Raw genomic sequence first — 19,814 nt, forward strand, 5'->3', positions numbered from 1 at the left:
GACATGAGCGCCCCCACCTCCACTCCCCTGACCCTGCCGAAAGGCTTTCAGACCGCCGCGCTGGCCGCTGGCATCAAGCCCAGTGGCAAGACTGATCTGAGTACCGTGGTCTCCGAGACCGACTGCGTATGGGCCTTTGCCGGAACGCGCAGCACCACCGCCGCCGCCTGCGTGACACGTAACCGCGAGGTCTATGCGGCGGGCGGCCCGGTGCGGGCGCTGGTGGTCAATGCCGGAAACGCCAACGCCGCCACTGGGAAACGCGGCGCACGCGACAATGCCGACATTGCCGATGCGCTGGGCAGCGTGCTGAATGTGGAGATGGACAGCGTACTGACCGCCAGCACCGGGATCATCGGCCACCCGCTGCCGATGGACCGCGTGCTGAGCGGCGTGGAACACCTGCCCGAAGACCTGAGGACCGACGCTGCCGCCTTCGCGGGCGCGATCATGACCACCGATTTGCGGCCCAAGACCGCCTCGGCAGACCTGCCCGGTGGGGCGCGAATTGTGGGCGTCGCCAAGGGCAGCGGCATGATCCACCCGGATATGGCCACCATGTTTGCCTTCGTCTTCACCGACGCGGCGGTGGATGGTCCCGGCCTGCGCGCAGCTTTCTCTGCCGTGGTGGCCCGTACCTTCAATGCCGTGACCGTGGACGGCGACACCAGCACCAACGACATGGCGATGGTGCTGGCAAATGGGCAGGCCGGAGAGGTGGCGCTGACTGATTTCCTGCCCGCGCTAGAGGCCGTGATGCGTGACCTGGCCCGCCAGATCGCCCGCGACGGCGAGGGAGCCACCCGCCTGCTGACGGTCCGCGTGTCCGGCGCCCTCACGGAAGCCGAGGCACTCACCGCCGCCCGCACCTGCTGCGTCAGCCCGCTGCTCAAGAGCGCGGTTCACGGCAACGATCCCAACTGGGGCCGCGTGATCATGGCGGTGGGCCGCAGCGGAGCCGCCGTGAACGTCGAGGGCATGACCGTGGCCGTGCAGGGCAACCCGGTTTTTGCTGGAAAGCCGCTGCCCTATGACGATGCGGCAGTCAGCGACAGCATGAAAGCTGAAGAAGTCATTTTCGAGATAGACCTCGGCGTGGGCGGCGCGTCCGGCGAGGCGTGGGGTTGTGATCTGAGCGCCGAATACGTGAGCATCAACGCGGATTACACGACCTGAGAACAATCGGTAGTTGAGGACTTGCCGCTAGCTCCCTTTGCCCTCTCGTGGAATGCCAGGAGAGAGCCACCACTTCAATCAGAACTCCCAAAAGTCACGAGATTTTCGCCACTTGAGCCAACCTTCAGAACCGGGCTTCAGGCGCATAGGCGGGCTACGCTACGGCATGACCATCCAAACCCCGAACAAAGCTCCTGCCCCACAGCCCGCGCTGGCCCGGCCCCTGGATTTCTCGTTTTCGTCCAACCGGATCGCGGCGGCGGGGATGGTGGGGGCGGTACTGCTTGGGCGTGTGGTGCGCGGCAACTGGTGGCAGGCGCTGGGCGTGGGCGGCGCGGCCTTCAGCGCCTGGGCGATTGCGCGCGAACTGGACCCGGATTCACCGCAGACCGCCAACGCGGCGTTGCCCGTCGCTGCCGCCGCCGCGTTGATCGGCGGACCGGGCAATCCGCTGGCTGCCTTCGCCGCGCTGAGTGGCCTGAGACTGATCGCCGGAACCACCGGAGAGAACGCCACCCCCTTGGATCATCAGGGTCTGCTGGTGCAATCGGCATTGGCGGCGGCCACGGGCAACCGTTCGGCAGCACTCCTCGCTTCGGCAGCGCCGCTCCTGACTCCCGGTTCCCACTCGTGGTTGCCCGCGCTGGGCGTGCTGATGCCCCGGCTGTGGCGGGATCAGGCTTCGGGTGTGACTACTATGCCCGCCGCCCTTCTTGGGCTGGGAGCCGTGGCCCTGACGCCTGTGTTCACGACCCCCGAACCGGTCAGCAGCCCATGTGACCGCGCCGCCCGCACGGTCCGGGCAGAGGAAGTCCAGCGTGCCCGGCAGGCCGCCGTGGTCTCGCTGACGATGGGTCTGGGCGGCGGAGGCGTGCGCGGACTGGTGCCGCTGGCATCGGCAGTATTGACTGTGGGATTGCGCCGCGTGCGACAGGGAGCCGTCAAACCCTGAGGGTTTCTTCCTCGCCATCTATCTCGCCCCATACCCTCAGCATTCCCAGCCCCTAGACTGCCGCCCATGCTGGGACTGATTTGTGTGGATGTGGACGGAACCCTGATCGGCACGGACAACACCGTGCGGGAAGATGTCTGGGCAGCGCTGGCGGATGCAAGAGCAATGGGTGTGCGGATTGCGCTGTGCAGCGGACGTCCCGCCATTGGGAACGCCCTGGGCTACGCGCGGCGGATGGACGCGGACGGCTGGCACGTCTTTCAGAACGGGGCCAGCGTGGTCCGGGTGGACTCCGGGGAAAGCCTCTCGGAAGCCCTGCCCGACGACGCACTGCCCATGCTGATGGAACGCGCCCACGCCGAAGACCGCTTGCTGGAGGTCTACACCGACACCGAATTCGGCGTGACCAAACCCGGTTCGCTGGCCGAGCGCCATGCCGCGCTGCTGGGCGTGCCGTATGATCCGCGCACCCCCGAATCGCTGGTGGGAACGCGCGTGCGGGCGCAGTGGGTGGTGCCGCGCGAGCAGGAAACGGCTGTTACGACGGAGCCTCATCCGGGACTGGACCTGCATCCGGCAGGCAGCCCGGCCATGCCGGACACCATGTTCATCAGCATCACCCGCGCGGGCATCAGCAAGGGCAGCGCGGTGCGGCGAATCGCGGCGGAATACGGCCTAGGCATGGACCGCGTGATGATGGTGGGCGACGGCGAGAATGACGTGAGCGCCATGCGCGTGGTGGGCCATCCGGTGGCGATGGGCAACGCGGACCCACCCGCCTTGGCCGCCGCCCGCTACACGGTGGGCCATGTGGATAATGGAGGCTTGATAGAGGCCGTGCAGTTGGCGCTGACGCTGTAAACGCTAGAGCCTCAAACGTCAGCATCTCAAACGCTAGAGTCTGCGGGTGCTGGGAACCGTTGAGCAGGCTGTGCAGTTGGGGGCGCGGGCGATTGCCTCGCTGGCCGAATTCGCCGCCGCGCTAATTATTGCCGCCGCGATTGTGCAGGCGCTGTGGCGTTCGCTATATGCGCTGTTCCTACCGCGCAACGCCGCCGCCAACGACGAGGCCAAGCAGAACCTGCGCCTGCAACTGGGCCGCTGGCTCGCCATTGCCCTGGAATTTCTGCTGGCCGCCGACATCCTCCTGACCGCCATCGCCCCCACCTGGGAGGACATCGGCAAACTGGGGGCCATTGCGCTGATTCGCACGGCGCTCAATTATTTTCTGGAACGGGAGATTGACGCCAACAACCGGGAGAAGGGAAAGATGAAAGTGAACGGGGACGCGTAGTGTTTCATGGGTCTGGGACGCTTCGACGGTTGAACCCCTCAGTCAGCTCCGCTCTCCTACACAGCTTTGCAAGTTCAGGGGAGCTATGAAGATCACCCGTTCAGCACCGTCAAAACCACCTCCACGATGCGTTCGCCGTAATTCTCAATGCGCTTCGGTCCCATACCGGGCAGGCCCTGAAGTTCTTCCACCGTGCGTGGGCAGGCAGCAGCCAGGGCTTCCAGCGCGGCGTTCGGGAAGATCACGAAGGCGCTGTGTCCAGTTTCGCGAGTCAACTCGCGGCGCAGTTCGCGCAGGACTTCGGCAACATCTGGATTGACGGAGACGGGCGGGGTTTGCTCTGCTCTGACTGGGGCTGAGAAGAGGGGCTGGGGTGGCGTTCTTTCTTCCTTACCACGCAGCAGCCCCAGCACGGCGCTGTTTTCCCGTATCCCACGCTCGGCGGGTGAAGCAGGCCGCGCCCGCTCACTCCCCGAATGTTCGCGCACGATGTCTAGCACGCCCTCGCCATAATCAGCCAGTTTGCGCTGGCCCACACCGCTGACCGTTCCCAGCGTGGCCGCGCTACCGGGGCGCAACTCGCAGATGGCCTTGAGGGTGGCGTCGCTGAAAATGGCGTAGGGCGGCACAGCTTTCTGCCGGGCAAGCTGAAGCCTCCAGGCCCGCAATGCTTCAAACAGCGGCGCGTCCTGTGAATCCACCGGGGCGCGGTTGCCACGGGAAGCGTCCCGGTCCCGCTTGCGAGACTTTTCGTGGGGAACGAGACTGTCCTCACGCAACATCAGTTGTGTCTCGCCCTTCAACAGCGGGCGAGATTTGCCAGTGGCGCTCAGGCCATAGTGTTCGCCCGCTGCGAGGTGACCCAGACTGACCATTTGACGGATCAGCCCGCGCCACATCTTCTCGTCGTGGCCCTTGCCGACGCCGAAGGTGGGCAGCAGATGGTGGCCCATCGCCACGACTTTCTCGGTGGGCTGGCCCAGCAGAATGTCGGTCAGGTGAGCCGCGCCAAAACGGTTGCCCGTGCGAATAGCCGCGCTCAGGGCCATCTGCGCCTCGCGGGTGGCGTCGCGCACTTTCGGTGGGTTCAGGCAGATGTCGCAGTTGCCGCAGGGTTCGTTTCTCTCCTCTCCAAAGTAGGCCAGCAACAACTGGCGGCGGCAGGTCGCGGCCTCGCAGTAGGTGAGCAGGGCGTCCAGTTTGGCAGCCTCCACGCGCTTTACGTCCTCCGGCGCGTCACTCTGCGAGAGCATCCGCTTGACGTTCACCACGTCGGCCAGCCCGTAGACCATCCAGGCGGTGCTGGGCAGGCCGTCGCGCCCGGCGCGGCCCGTTTCCTGGTAGTAGCCCTCCATGCTCTTGGGCAGGTCCAGGTGCGCCACGAAACGTACGTTGGGCTTGTCAATGCCCATGCCAAAGGCCACCGTGGCCACCACCACCACACCCTCGTCGTTCAGAAAGCGTTCCTGGGCGTGGTTGCGCTCACGCGGCGAGAGGCCCGCGTGATACGGCACGGCGTCCACCCCCTGCGTCGCCAGCCACTGCGCGGTCTGTTCCACCGATTTGCGCGACAGGCAGTACACGATGCCCGCGTCTCCCCGGTGTTCGGCGTGGATAAAATCCAGCAACTGGGTCTTGGGGCCCTCCTTGTTCGCCACCCGGTACTGGATATTCGGGCGGTCAAAGCTGGAGATGAACTGTGCCGCGCTGTTCAGTTCCAGCACGTTCAGGATGTCGGCGCGCGTGCGGTCATCGGCGGTGGCGGTCAGGGCCACGCGGGGGATGTCGGGAAAACGCCGGGGCAGCACGCCAAGTTGCCCGTATTCCGGCCTGAAATCATGCCCCCACTGCGAGACACAGTGAGCCTCGTCGATGGCGAACAGGGCCACCGAGGCGCGTTCCAGCAGGTCCAACGTGCGCGGCAGCAACAGGCGTTCGGGGGCCACGTACAGCATGTCCAGTTCCCCGGCCATCAGGGCAGCTTCCACCTCGCGCACACTTTGCAAATCCAGGCTGGAATTCAGAAAAGCGGCCCGCACGCCAAATTGCCTCAGCGCGTCCACCTGATCTTTCATCAGCGCGATAAGGGGCGACACCACGATGCCAACGCCGGGGCGCAGCAAACTGGGCACCTGATAGCACAGGCTCTTGCCGCCGCCCGTGGGCATCAGCACCAGCGCATTGTTGCCCTCTACCACCGTCCGCACAATGTCAGCCTGCACGTCCCGAAATGCCCCATAACCCCAGACCCGGCTCAGGACTTCCAGGGCGCGTGCGTCGGTTTCGGCAGGAGATTGGGCAGTGTGCGGCTGGACAAGAGACATCGCCGCCAGGATAGCGCGTTCTGTGCAGGGCGTAATGGCATGGAGGGGTGGTTTTCGGACCTTGCGGTCTGCTGAGGCCGGTCCCACGGTTTACACTGTCCCCCGCATGGCCGATCTAGCCGAGGGATTCCGCACCATTCTTTCAGGCGATTACCCGCGCCTGCTGCTGTCTGGTCTGGGTCTCACGCTGGCGGTCAGCCTGTGCGCGCTGGGCGTTTCAGTGGTGCTGGGGACAGTGCTGGGTATCGTGCGGGTGTTCCGGGTGCCGCTGCTGGGGCCGCTGGGCAATGCCTACGTGGAGGTGGTGCGCGGCATTCCGCTGATCGTTCTCCTGAGCGTGGTGTATTACGGCCTGCCCGCGCTGGGCCTGACGCTGGACGGCTTTCCGGCGGCGGTGCTGGCGCTGGGTCTGTACTCGGCGGCGTACACCTCCGAGATCGTGCGCGGCGGGCTGAACAGCGTGCCCGTGGGCCAGATCGAGGCAGGCCGCAGCCTGGGCCTGAGCCGCGCCCAGGCGGTGCGCTTTGTGGTGCTGCCGCAGGCGTGGCGGGTGGCGCTGCCCGCGCTGGGCAACGAATTCATCAGCCTGATCCTGGGCAGCAGCCTCGCCAGTGCCGTGACCTTGCAGGAACTGTTCGCACAGGGCAAGTACATCACCGGGGTCACCTACCGCCAGTTCGAGGTCTACGCCGTGCTGGCACTAGTTTATTTCCTGCTGACCTTCACCCTGACCCGCGTGGTGCGGGCGCTGGAGCGTCGGCTGGGGCGCGGGCAGGCGGGGATTGAGCGGCGGGTGCTATAGGAGGAAAGTAAGTCACCCCATCACCCTTCCAGTTCAGCCGCCCACGCCAGCACAGCCGCACTGCTGTAGGCCGCCAATCCCTCCCCCACGCTGTCGATATTCTTCGTAAAACGTTCGTCGGCCACCCACATCTGCGCCAGACCGCGCATCATTTCGGGGGATGCATCGTAATATCGGGCCGAGATATGGGCGCGGTGATCGGCGGCCACGGCTTTTGCCTCAGCAGAATCAGGAGGCGTTCCGACGTGCATTAAGGCCACGTAACGGGCATAGATGGCGTTCATCTCGGCCCTGACCGCTTCCCAGTCGGCTTTTGTGTAGCTGCCCGTGCGCCGGGCGCTCTGCTGGTAGGCGTCGGTATCGCCCCAGCGCTGACGGGCCTCGGCCTCGTGTTCGGCTGGATCGAAGCCGTCGAAGATTTCTTTCAGTTCAACGTTGGTCATCTTGGGAACTCCTTCGCCGCGTTCGGCGGCATTCAGGTAGGCCAGGGCGGCGTCCAGGGTGGACTGGATACGGCGCTGTTTTTCTTGCAGCAACGCCACCTGGGTCCGTAGCGACGCCACTTCATCACCGGGCGGAGCGTCCAGCACGCGGGCGATCTCGGCCAGCGGAAAGCCCAGTTCGCGGTAGCTCAGCACGCGCCACAGCCGCGCCAGATCGGCAGGGGTGTACAGGCGATAACCCGCCTCCGTCCGCGCGCCGGGCCGTAGCAGCCCGATCTCGTCGTAGTGGTGCAGCGTGCGGACGCTCAGGCGGGTCAGCAGCGCCACCTCTCCCACCGTCCAGGTCTGTTCATCTGTTGCGGTTCTGGCCTCCATAAACAGCAGCGTAAGGGCTGACGCAACGTGAGGGTCAAGGGGTCAGAATGACGGGATGCAACGCAGGTTGACCCTCACCGCGCCCCACGAATTCCGCTGGGAAGAGGTGGAGTTGCCACCGCCCAGCCCCGGCGAAATCCGCGTGCGAACGGTCCTGAGCGCCGTCAGCGTTTCCTCGGAATTGAGCGTGGTGCGAAACGGTGAGACCCACTGGCGGCTGGGCTATCAGACGCTGGGCGTGGTGGAGGCAGTGGGCGTGGTGGAGGCAGTGGGCGCGGACGTTGCGCTGGAAGTGGGCGTGCGGGTGATCACCACTCTGGGCCATTCCAGCGCAGGCATTCACCGTGCTGAGAGGGTCTTCCCTGTTCCAGACCACGTCCCGGACCGGCAGGCATTGGCCGTCATTCTGGGCGAAGAAACCCACAAGGGGGTCCGCAAAGTCGCGCCTGGGCCGCAGGAGCGTGTGCTGGTGGCCGGGGCAGGCCTGCTGGGATTGCTGAGCATTTTTAACCTGACCCGCCGTGGCATCGAGAATGTGACCGTCCTGGAACCTGACCCAGAGCGGCGCGAACTGGCTTTAGCGTTCGGCGCAGTTTCAGCTCACGCACCCGGCACCCTTCCCCACGACGCCTACGATGTGGGCCTGGAATGCAGCGCGTCACCGGCGGGCTTCACGGAATTGCTCTCGCACCTGGGCCTTGGTGGGCGTTGCTGCGTTCTCAGCGACGGGAACTGGGGGTCACTCACGCTGCCACCTGCCTTCCACACCCGCGAATTGAGCGTGGTGGCCTCCAGCGATGGCGAGGAATATGGGGCTTACGCCCGCTGGCTGTGGCAACACGCCGATCCCGTGCTGGAACGACTCTTCGCGGAAACCATCAAACCTGACGACTTGCCTGCCGCTTTCACCCGGCTGTGGGACTGGCCGCGCCCAGTGTCCGTGGTGGTGGACTGGACGGCAGTCAATTCAGCTTGAACGCCGCCGCGTCCTCCGGGGGCAGACTGAGATGCAGGTAGCCGCTGCTGACCTTGATTTTGGCGTTCTGTCCGGCAAACAGCGACTGGATCACGGGCAGGTCCCCACTGCTCAGGCCCAGGCTCCCCAGCCTGACCGAGTAGCTTTGCCGCGTCTTGCCGCCGTGCCAGACGACCAAGACCCGCTGGCCTTCCTGCTCGCGGGTAAAAATCAGCAGCCGATCCGCGAGGCTCTGTGGCGTTTTCAGCAGCGTCAAGGTGCCCCGGCTCAGGGCCGGACTGGCCTGCCGGACCGCGATGGCGTTCTGGGCCACCTCGAACACGCTCTTTTCCTGGGGCGTCCATCTGTCTTCAAAACGCATGTCGCGGCGGTTGTCGGGGTCCGCACCGCCGCGCATGGCGATCTCGGTGCCCTGCCAGATCACGGGCACGCCGCGCAGGGTCATCAGCGCGCGCAGGCCATATTTGGTGCGGGCCTGCCCCACGTCCTCGAACAGCGAACCCTGCGCGAAACGCGGCACGTCGTGGTTGTCCAGGAACAGCGCCACCTCGCCGGGACGGGGCAATTCGCCCTGCCGCGACAGCACGGCGGCCACCCCGTCCAGTCCCTGCCCGGCCATGATGCTGCCCTTCATGGCGGCCTGAAGGCTGAACAGAAACAGACTGTCGAAGCCCCGGCGCTGCCACTCGGCCACCGTGCCCGTGTCGGCGTTGTACCACTCGCCCAAGGTCCAGATCCCGGCGGCGCGGTCACCCGCCAGCAGATCGCCCAGAAACGGCCCGTCCACATTCTTGATGGCGTCGTAACGGAATGCAGACACACCCTGATCGCGCCAGAATCCGGCGTTGCCCAGCAGCAGATCGCGCACCTGGGGATTGCCCTGGTTCAGGTCCGGCAACCCGGCCAGCGGGCAGTCGATGTCCTTCTGGCGCGAGGCGTCGCACGCCGCCTTGCCGTTAAACCACGTCGGATGTTCCTTCACGGCGGGGGCCAGATACCCGTAGTGGTTGATGACCTGATCGAGAACCACCCGCATGCCGCCCTTCTGCGTCGCCCCGATAAACGCCGAGAAATCGTTCAGCGTTCCGAAATGGGGGTCCACCTTGCGGAAGTCGGCAGGCCAGTAGCCGTGGTACGGCGCGGTGTCGAAGGAATTCTGCGCCTGCTGCTGGTAGATGGGCGTCAGCCAGACGGCGGTGGCCCCCAGCTTCTGGATGTACGGCAGCTTCGCAGTCAGGCCCGCCAGATCGCCGCCGTGCCACGCGCGCGGATCACCCTTGTTGACGCCCGCGTTGTTGGCCGCGTTGCCGTCGAAGAAGCGGTCCGGCATGACCTGATAGACCACCTGCCCCTCAAAGGAGGACAGCGGCATATTGCCCTGGGCCGCCGCTCCCGCCGCCCCGAGGAGCAGACCCAGGAGAATGGTTTTTCGCATGCGGCATCTTAACCCCGCATGACCACCGTGTGGGAAGGGCAAAACGGGCGCGTTGGGGGAGGTACCGCCCCCCCCCAGAACGCGCCCTGTTTTAGATGCCCTGTTTTAAGCTCAGCGCCTCAGCGCGTGCGCTCGCCGTCCACCAGACGCCAGATGCCGCAGGGGTTGGCGTCCTGCAATTCCGGGGGCAGCGCACGGTCCGGGAAATCCTGGTACGCGCGCAGGCGGGCAAAACGCTCGATGGCGAGACTGCCCACACTGGTGCTGCGCCCGCCGTCGCTGGTGGCCGGGAACGGCCCGCCGTGGACCATCGCGTGCCCCACCTCCACCCCAGTCGGGAAACCGTTCAGCACCAGTCGCCCGGCCCGCTGGCCCATGACGTACAGCAGGTCCGCGAGGCCGTCCAACTCGGCGTCAGTGGCATGCAGGGTGGCGGTTAACTGGCCTTCCAATCCGGCCAGAATGGGCGTGACCTCCTCCAGACTGTCATAGCGCACCGCCACGCTGAGGGGACCGAAGACCTCATCGGCCAGATCGGGAGTAAAGCTGGCGATGGGCACACTGAGAAGCTGAGGCTGCGCGCCGCTCTCCGGGGCAGAAGCCTGGGTCAGAGGCTGCACGCCCACCGCTTTCAGATGCCCCGCCGCCCCCTTCTGGAAGGCGTTCAGGATGCCGCCCGTAAGGAGGGTACAGGCTGGAGTCGCGTCCAGCTTCGCGGCGACGTCGTTCAGGAAGGCATCCCCCGCCTCTCCGACTGGTACGAACAAAAGTCCCGGCTGGGTGCAGAGCTGTCCGCCCGAGCCGCTGATGCTGGCGGCCAGCCCTTTCGCCAGTGCCGCGCCATTCGCCTCCAGCGCCGCTGCCGTGAATACGCTGGGATTGACACTGCTCATCTCGGCGTAGACGGGAATAGGAACTTCACGGGCCTGGGCCACCGCCACCAGCGCCAGCCCACCCGCGCGTGAGCCGGTGAAGCCGACGGCGTGGATGTCGGGATGCCCCACCAGTTGCACGCCCAGCTCATAGCTGTCCTCGTAAGCGATGCCGAAGACGCCTGCGGGCAGACCCACCTGCTCCGCTGCCTCGCTGATCGCTTCGGCGGCCAGCTTGGAAGTCGCCGGGTGCGCGGGGTGTGCCTTGACCACCACCGGGCAGCCCGCCGCCAGCGCGGAAGCGGTGTCGCCCCCGGCCACGCTGAAGGCCAGCGGAAAATTGCTGGCCCCGAAGACTGCCACTGGCCCCAGCGGAACGCGCATGCTGCGGACATCGGGTTTGGCGGGCTTGCGGGCCGGATCACCATGGTCAATGCGGGCGTCCACCCACGAGCCGTCCGCCGCCACCCGTGCGAACAGGCGGAGCTGGTTGGCGGTGCGGCCCACCTCGCCGCGCAACCGGGCTTCCGGCAATCCAGTTTCGCCCATGGCCGCTTCAATGAACGCGTCGGCCCGCGCTTCAATTCCAGCGGCGGCGGCGTTCAGGAAGTCGGCCCGCTGCTGGGGAGAACTGGCCGCAAAACCGCGTGCCGCGTCTTTTGCTGCCGCTACCAATGTCTCCAGCTCGCCGGGTGTCGTGACCTTGAAGGCCGGAGTCAGAGGCTGACCCGTCGCCGGATTCGTCGCCTGAAAGGTGTGGGCGGTCATGCGCCCACTCGCGCAGGAACGCGCCCGGAGGCGGCCTCAATCACGGCGCGGGCCTCGGCTTTCTCGGCGTCGGTCAGTTCCAAGCGGGGGGCGCGGACGCGGGCGCTGCCATGCCCGGTTTCTTCCTGCACGAATTTAATGAGTTGCACGAACTTGTTTACCACGTCCAGCCTCAGCAGCGGCAAAAACCAGCGGTACAGTTCGGCGGCTTCCTGCGTCTTGCCGTCGCGGGCCAGTTCAAACAGGCGCACGCTCTCGGCGGGATAGGCATTGATCAGGCCCGCGATCCAGCCAGTTGCCCCTGCCGCCACGCCCTCCACGATGGCGTCGTCCAGACCCACCAGAATGTCCACCGATTCGGGCAGCACAGCGCGCAGGGCGGTCACGCGGCGCACATCCCCGCTGGATTCCTTAACGCCACGGAGGTTGGCGTGTTCCCCGGCCAGTTCGGCAATCTGCGGGGCCAGGAAATCGGTGCGGTATGCGCCGGGGTTGTTGTACAGAATCACGGGCAGCTCGGTGGCCGCCACCAGGGCCGCCATGTGCGCCTTCATCTCGCGCCAGTCGCTGGTGTAGACGTAGGGCGGCAGCGCCATCAGGCCGCCGCAGCCCACGTCACGCGCCGCCTGGGCCAGCCGCACCCCGCCCGCCGTGCTGAGGCTGGCGATGCCGGGAATCACGGGCTTACCGTCCAGCGCGTCCACCAGGGTTTCCAGCACGGCCATTTTCTCGTCCATCTCCAGCGTGTTGGTCTCGCCCAGCGAACCCAGCGGAATCATGCCGTCGCACCCGGCGGCCATCATCCAGCGGGCATGTTCGCGCAGAAAGCCGTGGTCCACGCTGCCGTCGGCATTGAAGGGGGTGGTGATGGCGGGGAAAACGCCGCGAAAGGGGTGGGATGAAGAAAGGGTCATATGTGGCTCCTTTGGGTGAGAGGGCGAAGAGTCTGGGGATTTCAAGCTTTCACGGCGGACTGAGAGTATTGGGCTCGCTGAGAAGTTGAGACAGTGGGAGTGGCGCGAGCGGGGCGCGCACACCGCTGAATTTCCAGCCATACAGGGTTTCAGTGGCGGGACCACAGACCCGGCCCTGGCAGGCACCCATGCCGCAGCGGGTCTGGAGTTTGGCAGCAGTCCAGTTCGTGAAGGGCTGCAACTCGCCGTGCCGTACATCCTCGCAGCGGCAGATGATGGTCTGGGAGGAGGGTGTCGGCAGGCGTTCTGGGCGTAGCGCGAACGAGCGTTCCAGCGTAGATTGAAACCGCCGCTGAATTTCAGCCCGGCGCGGGGCATCGTGCAGGCGCTCAATCTGACCGCTGGCGGTGCATCCGGCCACGAAGCCTTCCAGCAAGGCCCCGTCCACGCCACCGATGCCGCAGACTTCCCCGGCAGCGTAGACGCCTGAAACGCCCGTCGCCTGCCAGACGTTGACCTCAACCGCACCCTGAGCATCAAGAGAGCAGCCCAGCAGCGCCGCCACGCGGGTCTCCGGGATCAGACCGAAGCCCACCGCCAGATAGTCGCAAGTCAGCGTGACCTCGCACCGTCCACGCCGCAGGGTCACGGTCTGGAGCTGATTTTGCCCGCTGGCATGCACCACGGCGCAGTCAGCCCAGTACGGCACGCCGCGCAGTCCGGCGGCGAGTCCCAGCGCTTCAGCCGCCTTGCCAGGAAGACGCGCCGCCGCCACGCCGAACGCGGCCACCTGTGGCAAACCCGCCTGCTCCACCACCGCCAGTACCCGCGCCCCTTTCTGCCGCAGGCCCGCCGCCACCGCCAGCAGCAACGGACCCGATCCGGCCACCACTACGCGTTTGCCACGCACGTCCAGACCGCCCTTGCTCATGGCCTGCAATCCGCCCGCGCCGACAACTCCGGGCAGCGTCCAGCCGTCAAAGGGGAGAAAGCGTTCAGTGGCCCCGGTGGCAAGGATGACGCGGGCAGCGTGAACGTGGGTCAGACCTGATGGAGAGGTGACGGTCAGAACGTGAGGCTTTCCAGCCGCCGCAGCAATCACTTCTGCGCCACTCAGGACGGTGATTCCAGGGTGGGAGGCCGCATCTCGCAGCAAGTCGCCCGCCACCCCCCGCTGACCCGCCGCCGCGCCGCGCCAGATCTGGCCGCCTGCCGTGGGTTGGGAGTCCAGCAGCAGCACCCGCAAGCCGCCCTGGGCAGCCGTCAGCGCGGCCATCAATCCAGCGGGGCCAGCGCCCACCACCACAGCGTCCCAGGGATCAGACTTCACGGTTCACCTCCATCAAACGCCGCACGTTCTGACCATCCTGCACGGGGGTCAGGCAGGTTCGCACTGTCTGCCCGTCCACCACGGCGCGACATTCATAACAACTGCCCATGCCGCACAGCGCCCCGCGTGCCTCGCCGCTCAGGCTGCGACGCAGCGGCGACAGTCCTGCGTTTTGCAGGGCGGCCAGCACGGTGGTTCCAGCCGGAACCATGACCCGCACACCGTCCAGCGTCAACACCGCCAGCGTCCGCTCAGGCATGGGCGGGTTCCGGCATGCGCTCAAAGCGGGCGGGGGTGAAGTCGTGTTTCAGCAATTCGGACGGCGTTCCGAATAGTTGCGCCGCCAGCAGTTCCGCCGTTCCCAGCGCCGTGGTGATGCCCAGTCCCTCATGCCCGGTGGCAAGGAAAACGCCGTCCAGATGAGGGTGCGGCCCAACCAGCGGCAGGTGGTCCGGGGAGGCACAACGCTGCCCGGTCCAGATTCTCAGGGCGGAGATGTTTTCCAGAGCGGGCAGAAACTCGGCGGCGCGGCGCAGCATTCGCCTCAGCAACGGCCAGTCTATTTCGCGGTCCGGCTGCTCAAACTGTCGGCTGGAGCCGATCAACAGTTGCCCGGTGGGACGCGGCTGGACATTGAAAGCCACGCTGTCCTCGTCGTTTCCGTGGGCGCTTTTCAGGTAGCCCAGTTCCACGAGTTGATGGTGGATATGCACGGGGCCGCGTTCGGTGATCAGGAGGTGGCCCTTGCGCTGACGTAGCGGCAAATCGGGCAAGAGCGACACCGCTCCAATGCCATTCGCCACCACCACGACATCGGCCCGCAGCATTTCGCCACTTTCCAGCCGCACGCCGCCGTCTATCAGTTCCGCCACCGCCTCACGCTGCACGGTGGCCCCCGCACGCTCCAGCAGAAACTGGGCTACCACCGGGGCGTACACGACGCTGTCGCCGGGAACGCGCAAGGCTCCGGCCAGTCCGGGGCGCAGATTCGGTTCGGCGCGGGCCAGTTCGGCGGCGTCCAGCAGGGTGGCCTCGCGGCCCGCGGCCAGATACGCCCGACGTTTGGGTTCCACCGCCGCCAGTTCTTCCTCGTCACTTGCCACCCACAGCGTGCCGCAGCCGTGGTAATCAGCCTGCCTGGGTAACGCCGGGGCCAGCGCCTCCCACAGTTCCAGGCTGCGGGCGGTCAGGGCCAGTTGCGCGGGGCTATCGTCCATAACCACCAGATGGCCCATGCCCGCCGCCGTCGCGCCGCCCCCCACTGGCCCCGGCTCCAGCACCGTTACACGCATGCCTTGACGGGCTAGAGCGTCCGCACAGGCCGCGCCCACCAGTCCACCGCCAATCACGATGGCCTTCATGCCGTTTCTGACTCTGGCCGGATGCCCCAGGCAAAGGGATCACCGTCCTGCACGATCAGTTCGCCCTGCATGGTGATGAACGCCTGCCCGGTAATCACGGGATGCACCTGACCACCTTTCAGCGAGTACACGCCTTCAAACACGCTGCCGATCACGCTTTCCTGCCGCCAGACCTGTCCCGGCTCCAGCTTGCCGTCCGCTGCCAGACAGGCCAGTTTGGCGCTGGTTCCCGTGCCACACGGGCTGCGGTCATACGCGCCGCCGGGACACATCACAAAATTGCAGTTGACGCCGTTCGCATGACTGAACAGTTCTATGTGGTCAATTTCCGCGCCGTTTTCGCCTGTGATCCCAGCTTCTTCCAACGCCTGACGAATCCGTAGCGTTTCGTCGCTCAGCTCCGCAACATTTTCAAGACTGAGAACCCGCTCGCCCACGTCCACCAGGAAGAACCAGTTGCCGCCCCAGGCCACGTCGCCGCGCACCTCTCCCAGCCCAGGCACCGTCACGCAGACATCTTTGAGGTGACGGGAAGCGGGCACGTTCGCCACGCTGACGCGGCCATCGTCGTGCAGCGTCGCCGTGACCACGCCCACAGGGGTATCAATGCGGTGATCGCCGGGGCCGATGCGCCCCAGGTAGGCCAGGGTGGACACCAGACCCATCGTACCGTGGCCGCACATGCCCAGCGGCCCGGCGTTGTTGAAATAGATGACGCCTGCCACGCAATCCGGCGCTTTCGGCGGCAGCAGCAGCGCACTGACCAGCACGTCGTTGCCGCGCGGCTCCAAGTTGACCAGGGTGCGCCAGCGGTCAAAATCGTCCCTCAATGCTTCCCGCTGCTGCGCCAGCGTTTCTCCCGGCAATTCGGGAAAGCCGCCCAGCACCACGCGCGTCGGCTCGCCTGCTGAGTGGGAATCCACAAAGGAGAGGCGGTGCGTGACCCTGGGGCTGGACGGGGCGGCGGGTGACATGCCTCACGTTACGCCAGACCAGGGCGGATTGTCTTGGACATTCTGGGCAAAAGACCTGCCGAATCCTGCACAATGGGCCGTGTCTTCCCTTTCCCCGCATCCCACAGCCCATGACCCGGTTCGGAACATGCCAGAGGCCATTCGGCGGCTAGGTCTGGCCGCCATGCTGGACGTGCTGGACTACCTACCGGACACCGTGGCCTTCGTGAAAGATGCACAGGGGCGCTACCTGTACGCCAACCGCACATTGTTGGAACGGTTGGGACGTTCAAGTGTGGCGGGCTTGCAGGCTTGCGAGGTCTTTCCGGCATCGCTGGGGGCCGCCTACACCCAACAGGATGCGGCGGTACTGGCAAGCCAGTCTTCCACAGGACTGGGCCTGACCGAGCATCTGGAACTGCACCTGTATCCGGGCGGCAAGGCGGGCTGGTGCCTGACCACCAAACGGCGGCTGGGCGAGGGAGACGCACCCGCCGGGTTACTGGGCCTGTCGCGCGATCTGCATCTGCCGCGCCACGATTCTGGGCCGGGGTCCGGGCTGGCCGCCGCCACCGCCCGGATAGAAACTGAGTACGCCGCACCGCTGACCGTGCCGGAGCTGGCCCGCAGCGCTGGCCTGAGTGTGACCACTTTTGAGCGGCAGATCCGGCGCGTGTACGGCTTGACCCCCACACAACTGCTGACCCGCACGCGCATTGAGGCCGCCACCCGCCTGCTGGCCCAGACCAGTCTTTCGGTGGCGCAGATCGCCGTGGACTGCGGCTATTTTGACCACAGCGCCTTTGCCCGCGCCTTCAAGGGGGCGGTGGGATTGACGCCCAGCGGGTACCGGGCCTTTGCCAGGGGCGAGGCGGTGAAGCGGTGAGAGCCGTGTCAGACGCCAGTTCCTAAACTCTGGAATCATGATCATCAAAGAGCTGGAGATGAAGACCCACACTGATCTGCTACGCCGCGCCGGGTACGAGGCCGAGCGGCAGATGGCCCACTATCTGAAACGGGCTTTTGGCGAAGATCCCTACAAATTCGTGCTGAACAATCTGCGGGTGGAGCGTGGGGGCGAGGTCGCCCAGGTCGATCACCTGATCGTGCTGCGTTTCGGGCTGCTGGTGGTGGAAAGCAAGAGCGTGGCCGGACAGCTCAGCGTGAACGAGCAGGGTGAGTGGACCCGCTGGTGGAACCGCCAGGGCCGGGGCATGCCGTCGCCGGTCCTTCAGGCCCGCAGACAGCTTGATCTGCTGTGCGCCCTGCTGAATGATCACACTGCCGAATTGCTGGACCGGGGGCTGTTCGGCCTGAAGCAGCGCACCTTTACCCCCATGCGCCGGGACGTGCTGGTGGCGATCTCGGACGGTGGGCGGATTACCCGCAAAACGGAAGTGCCGGAAGTGGTTAAGGCCGATCAGGTCCCTGAACGGGTGCAGCAGATCATCAGGGAGATGCAGGGCCGTCTGACCGCCTTTACCTTCAGTGACGCCGAGATGACCCGCATCTGCGCCTTTCTGCGAAATCGGCACGTCGCGGGTAGCGAGGCTCAGCCAGACCTCGCGTCTGCTCCCTGCCCCGTTCAAGCTCCAGCGTCCGCAGCACATACCCCAGTATCCAGAGGACTGACTGGCGTGGTCTCCCCTCCCCACAGCCTGCCAGTGGCCGCGCCTGCCCTGCCCGAACCGGCCCAGATTGGATCAGCACAGATTCCCCACTGCCGCCAGTGCCAGTCCAGCAAATTATCCATCCAGTACGGCAAATACGGCTATTACTTCAAATGCGCTGCGTGCGAGGGCAACACCCCGGCCAAACCCGTCTGCCCCACCTGCCAGCAGCCCGCCCGCCTGAGCAAGAGCGGTCCGCAGTTCACGGCGGCGTGTGCGGGCGGGCACCAGTGGCGCTACTGGACGAACGGCTGATTACCCTTCTTTCAGGGACGCGGGACGCTCCGGCTGCGCGGCGCTGCGGGCCGCCTGCCTACGCCGCACGAACCACACGGCGGCGGCGATCAGCAGCGCTGCCAGGATGGTCTTGGAGGCCGGGGCCATGTACTCGCCCACCTTCTCGTAATGGTCTCCCAGCAGGTAGCCCGCGCCGGTCAGCAGGGCGGCCCACAGCGCCGAGCCGATAGCGCTGTACAGCACAAAAGTGGGCAGCGCCATACCGCTCATGCCTGCCGGGAGGTTCAGCAGGCTGCGGATGCCGGGGACCATGCGCCCGAACAGCACTGCTTTCGGGCCGTGTCTGTCGAACCACTCGTCGGCCTTGCGAATGTCCCTGCCACGCAGGCCCAGCCATCTGCCGTGCCTGTCGGCCCAGGCCACCAGCCGTTCCTCACTGAAGACCCGCCCGATGTAGTACAGCGGCAGGGTACCCAGAACGCTGCCCAGCGTTCCCGCTAGCACCACACCCAGGAAACTGAGGTCACCGCGCGAGGCCGCGAAACCCGCCGAGGGCAGGATCAGCTCGCTGGGAATCGGCGGAAACACGTTCTCCAGCACCATCAACAGCACGATGCCCAGGTAACCCAGGCTGTCCATCAGATTCTGAATCCACTCCACCATCTGCCCGGCAGACTAACGGCAGAGGATCAGTGGCGCGTCAGCCGAAAGTCGGGGATCAGTGCTGACCCGCATACGGCTGACCCTCAGATGTGGGCGGGCAGCTTTTCCAGGTACTTGAAAGGCAGGCTCAGCGCGCTCTCGCCCTGCCGGAAGGCGGCCAGATAGCCGCTGACGGTACCGCCCGAGCGTTCGACGATGCGGGCCAGCGTCTGGGCGGTGCCGCCGCTGGAAATCACGTCCTGCACGATGGCCACTTTCTTGCCCTTCAGGCGGGCGGCGTGCGGACTGTCCAGCCAGAAGGTCTCGGCCACGCCCAGGGTCATGCTGGGGGCGTCCTGAATGATCGGGTCCTGCATATAGGGGCGGCGCTTTTTTCGCACGCATTCATAGGGCAGGCCGCTCAGGTGGCTCAGCTCGTGGGCCAGCGGCAGCGCGTTGGTCACCACGGTGAGCAGCACCTCGGTGCCGGGCGGGATCATGACCACCATTTCCTCGGCCACCGCCTTGGTAAATTCGCTGTCGCCGATAAATTCCACCAGTGGCACGCGGCCCATGCCGCCCGCCCGCGCGCTGGGCAGGGTGCGCGTCACACCGCCGATCTTCACCGTCACTTCCTGTCTGGCCTGGGTCATGGCCCCAGCTTAGCCCGTCAGCCCCGGCTGGTCACTCGGACGGAAACAGCGGCAGGTGGCCCAGCGCCGTGACCTCTGGGCGCTCCTCGCCCTCGGTAAAGACGGCCAGCACGGCGGCCACCTCGCCGCCCACCTCATCGATGATCTGGCGCAGCGAGTGCAGCGTGCCGCCGCTGGACACCACGTCGTCCACGATGGCCACCTTGCGGCCCCGGATCTTGGGCACGTCGAAGCCGTCCAGCACCAGCAACTGCGGAATGCCGGTGGTGATGCTGACCACCTCGCGCGCCACCGGGTCCACCATGTACGGCTTCTGGGTCTTGCGGATCACGATGTACGGCTTGCCCGTCTCGCGGCTGATGACATGCGCCAACGACAGCGCCTTGACCTCCGGCGTGACCAGCACGTCAATGTCTGCGGGCAGCAGCTTGGCCAGTTCGATTCCGGCAGCCTCGGTGACCTCGGTATCGCCCAGCATGTTGAACAGCGCCACATGGACGCCGGGAGCGACCTCTACGATGGGCAGTTCACGGGTCACGTCCCCGACCTGTACGGTGTGCGTCTTCACGGGACCGAGTGTAATGCCCGCAGGCCCCCGCAGGTCCAGACGCCACAACTCTGGACGAGCGGCACCGTC

Annotated in this window: 20 protein-coding genes; 8 read left to right on the forward strand and 12 right to left on the reverse strand. The window is 66.0% G+C overall.

Annotation, left to right across the window (positions count from 1 at the left end; translation table 11 throughout):
- The first annotated feature begins 3 nt into the window (after positions 1–3).
- From argJ to DAAJ005_RS15365, 4 genes are all read left to right on the forward strand, one after another.
- A complete protein-coding gene (argJ, locus tag DAAJ005_RS15350; RefSeq protein ID WP_151847863.1) occupies positions 4–1,176 on the forward strand; it encodes a bifunctional glutamate N-acetyltransferase/amino-acid acetyltransferase ArgJ in 1,173 nt (390 codons plus the stop codon).
- A gap of 166 nt (positions 1,177–1,342) precedes the next feature.
- Positions 1,343–2,128: a hypothetical protein gene (locus DAAJ005_RS15355; RefSeq protein ID WP_151847864.1), complete on the forward strand. Its 786-nt coding sequence runs from the start codon at positions 1,343–1,345 to the stop codon at positions 2,126–2,128.
- A 66-nt stretch (positions 2,129–2,194) separates the two neighbouring features.
- Positions 2,195–2,989: a Cof-type HAD-IIB family hydrolase gene (locus DAAJ005_RS15360; RefSeq protein ID WP_151847865.1), complete on the forward strand. Its 795-nt coding sequence runs from the start codon at positions 2,195–2,197 to the stop codon at positions 2,987–2,989.
- Positions 2,990–3,035: 46 nt separating this feature from the next.
- Positions 3,036–3,422 (forward strand): DUF1622 domain-containing protein, encoded by a 387-nt coding sequence (locus tag DAAJ005_RS15365; RefSeq protein WP_226342469.1) that lies wholly within the window; start codon positions 3,036–3,038, stop codon positions 3,420–3,422.
- A gap of 92 nt (positions 3,423–3,514) precedes the next feature.
- Here the strand turns inward: DAAJ005_RS15365 and recQ are convergent, their stop codons facing one another.
- Positions 3,515–5,746, reverse strand: coding sequence for a DNA helicase RecQ (recQ, locus tag DAAJ005_RS15370; protein ID WP_151847866.1), 2,232 nt, complete (start codon positions 5,744–5,746; stop codon positions 3,515–3,517).
- A gap of 106 nt (positions 5,747–5,852) precedes the next feature.
- On the opposite strand from recQ, the gene DAAJ005_RS15375 reads away from it, so the two are divergent.
- Complete coding sequence (locus tag DAAJ005_RS15375; protein ID WP_151847867.1) at positions 5,853–6,548, forward strand: amino acid ABC transporter permease; 696 nt, start codon at positions 5,853–5,855, stop codon at positions 6,546–6,548.
- Between the two features lie 20 nt (positions 6,549–6,568).
- On the opposite strand, the gene DAAJ005_RS15380 is transcribed toward DAAJ005_RS15375, so the two are convergent.
- A complete protein-coding gene (locus DAAJ005_RS15380) occupies positions 6,569–7,366 on the reverse strand; it encodes a MerR family transcriptional regulator (RefSeq protein ID WP_151847868.1) in 798 nt (265 codons plus the stop codon).
- Between the two features lie 55 nt (positions 7,367–7,421).
- Between DAAJ005_RS15380 and DAAJ005_RS15385 the strand changes: the two genes are divergently transcribed.
- The gene (locus DAAJ005_RS15385) at positions 7,422–8,342 is read left to right on the forward strand and encodes a theronine dehydrogenase (RefSeq protein WP_151847869.1); all 921 of its coding nucleotides are present in this window, start codon (positions 7,422–7,424) and stop codon (positions 8,340–8,342) included.
- Here the strand turns inward: DAAJ005_RS15385 and DAAJ005_RS15390 are convergent.
- The 7 genes from DAAJ005_RS15390 to DAAJ005_RS15420 all read right to left on the reverse strand — a co-directional run bounded on the left by DAAJ005_RS15390 (position 8,329) and on the right by DAAJ005_RS15420 (position 15,996).
- Positions 8,329–9,777 carry an alpha-amylase family glycosyl hydrolase gene (locus tag DAAJ005_RS15390; RefSeq protein WP_151847870.1) on the reverse strand — a complete coding sequence of 483 codons (1,449 nt, stop codon included), beginning with the start codon at positions 9,775–9,777 and terminating at the stop codon, positions 8,329–8,331. The two genes, DAAJ005_RS15385 and DAAJ005_RS15390, sit on opposite strands and share 14 nt — an antisense overlap.
- Before the next feature lie 119 nt (positions 9,778–9,896).
- Positions 9,897–11,417, reverse strand: coding sequence for an aldehyde dehydrogenase (NADP(+)) (locus tag DAAJ005_RS15395; protein WP_151847871.1), 1,521 nt, complete (start codon positions 11,415–11,417; stop codon positions 9,897–9,899).
- Complete coding sequence (locus DAAJ005_RS15400) at positions 11,414–12,331, reverse strand: dihydrodipicolinate synthase family protein (RefSeq protein WP_151847872.1); 918 nt, start codon at positions 12,329–12,331, stop codon at positions 11,414–11,416. The genes DAAJ005_RS15395 and DAAJ005_RS15400 overlap by 4 nt, the downstream gene beginning before the upstream one ends.
- A 49-nt stretch (positions 12,332–12,380) precedes the next feature.
- Positions 12,381–13,661 (reverse strand): FAD-dependent oxidoreductase, encoded by a 1,281-nt coding sequence (locus DAAJ005_RS15405; RefSeq protein ID WP_151847873.1) that lies wholly within the window; start codon positions 13,659–13,661, stop codon positions 12,381–12,383.
- Positions 13,651–13,920 (reverse strand): (2Fe-2S)-binding protein, encoded by a 270-nt coding sequence (locus DAAJ005_RS15410; RefSeq protein WP_151847874.1) that lies wholly within the window; start codon positions 13,918–13,920, stop codon positions 13,651–13,653. Before DAAJ005_RS15410 ends, DAAJ005_RS15405 begins: the two co-directional genes overlap by 11 nt.
- A complete protein-coding gene (locus DAAJ005_RS15415) occupies positions 13,913–15,022 on the reverse strand; it encodes an FAD-binding oxidoreductase (RefSeq protein WP_151847875.1) in 1,110 nt (369 codons plus the stop codon). Before DAAJ005_RS15415 ends, DAAJ005_RS15410 begins: the two co-directional genes overlap by 8 nt.
- On the reverse strand, positions 15,019–15,996 hold the full coding sequence (locus DAAJ005_RS15420) for a proline racemase family protein (RefSeq protein ID WP_151847876.1): 978 nt from the start codon (positions 15,994–15,996) through the stop codon (positions 15,019–15,021). Before DAAJ005_RS15420 ends, DAAJ005_RS15415 begins: the two co-directional genes overlap by 4 nt.
- 79 nt (positions 15,997–16,075) lie before the next feature.
- On the opposite strand from DAAJ005_RS15420, the gene DAAJ005_RS15425 reads away from it, so the two are divergent.
- Both DAAJ005_RS15425 and DAAJ005_RS15430 read left to right on the forward strand, forming a co-directional pair.
- A complete protein-coding gene (locus DAAJ005_RS15425) occupies positions 16,076–16,861 on the forward strand; it encodes a helix-turn-helix domain-containing protein (RefSeq protein WP_226342470.1) in 786 nt (261 codons plus the stop codon).
- Positions 16,862–16,898: 37 nt separating this feature from the next.
- A complete protein-coding gene (locus tag DAAJ005_RS15430) occupies positions 16,899–17,900 on the forward strand; it encodes a nuclease-related domain-containing protein (protein ID WP_151847877.1) in 1,002 nt (333 codons plus the stop codon).
- Here the strand turns inward: DAAJ005_RS15430 and DAAJ005_RS15435 are convergent, their stop codons facing one another.
- From DAAJ005_RS15435 to DAAJ005_RS15445, 3 genes are all read right to left on the reverse strand, one after another.
- Positions 17,901–18,545 (reverse strand): DedA family protein, encoded by a 645-nt coding sequence (locus DAAJ005_RS15435; protein ID WP_151847878.1) that lies wholly within the window; start codon positions 18,543–18,545, stop codon positions 17,901–17,903.
- Between the two features lie 83 nt (positions 18,546–18,628).
- Positions 18,629–19,177: an adenine phosphoribosyltransferase gene (locus DAAJ005_RS15440; protein ID WP_151847879.1), complete on the reverse strand. Its 549-nt coding sequence runs from the start codon at positions 19,175–19,177 to the stop codon at positions 18,629–18,631.
- 31 nt (positions 19,178–19,208) lie between these two features.
- The gene (locus tag DAAJ005_RS15445) at positions 19,209–19,745 is read right to left on the reverse strand and encodes a phosphoribosyltransferase family protein (RefSeq protein WP_151847880.1); all 537 of its coding nucleotides are present in this window, start codon (positions 19,743–19,745) and stop codon (positions 19,209–19,211) included.
- Between the last annotated feature and the right edge of the window lie 69 nt (positions 19,746–19,814).

The organism is Deinococcus sp. AJ005 (assembly GCF_009017495.1).
Classification (GTDB): domain Bacteria; phylum Deinococcota; class Deinococci; order Deinococcales; family Deinococcaceae; genus Deinococcus.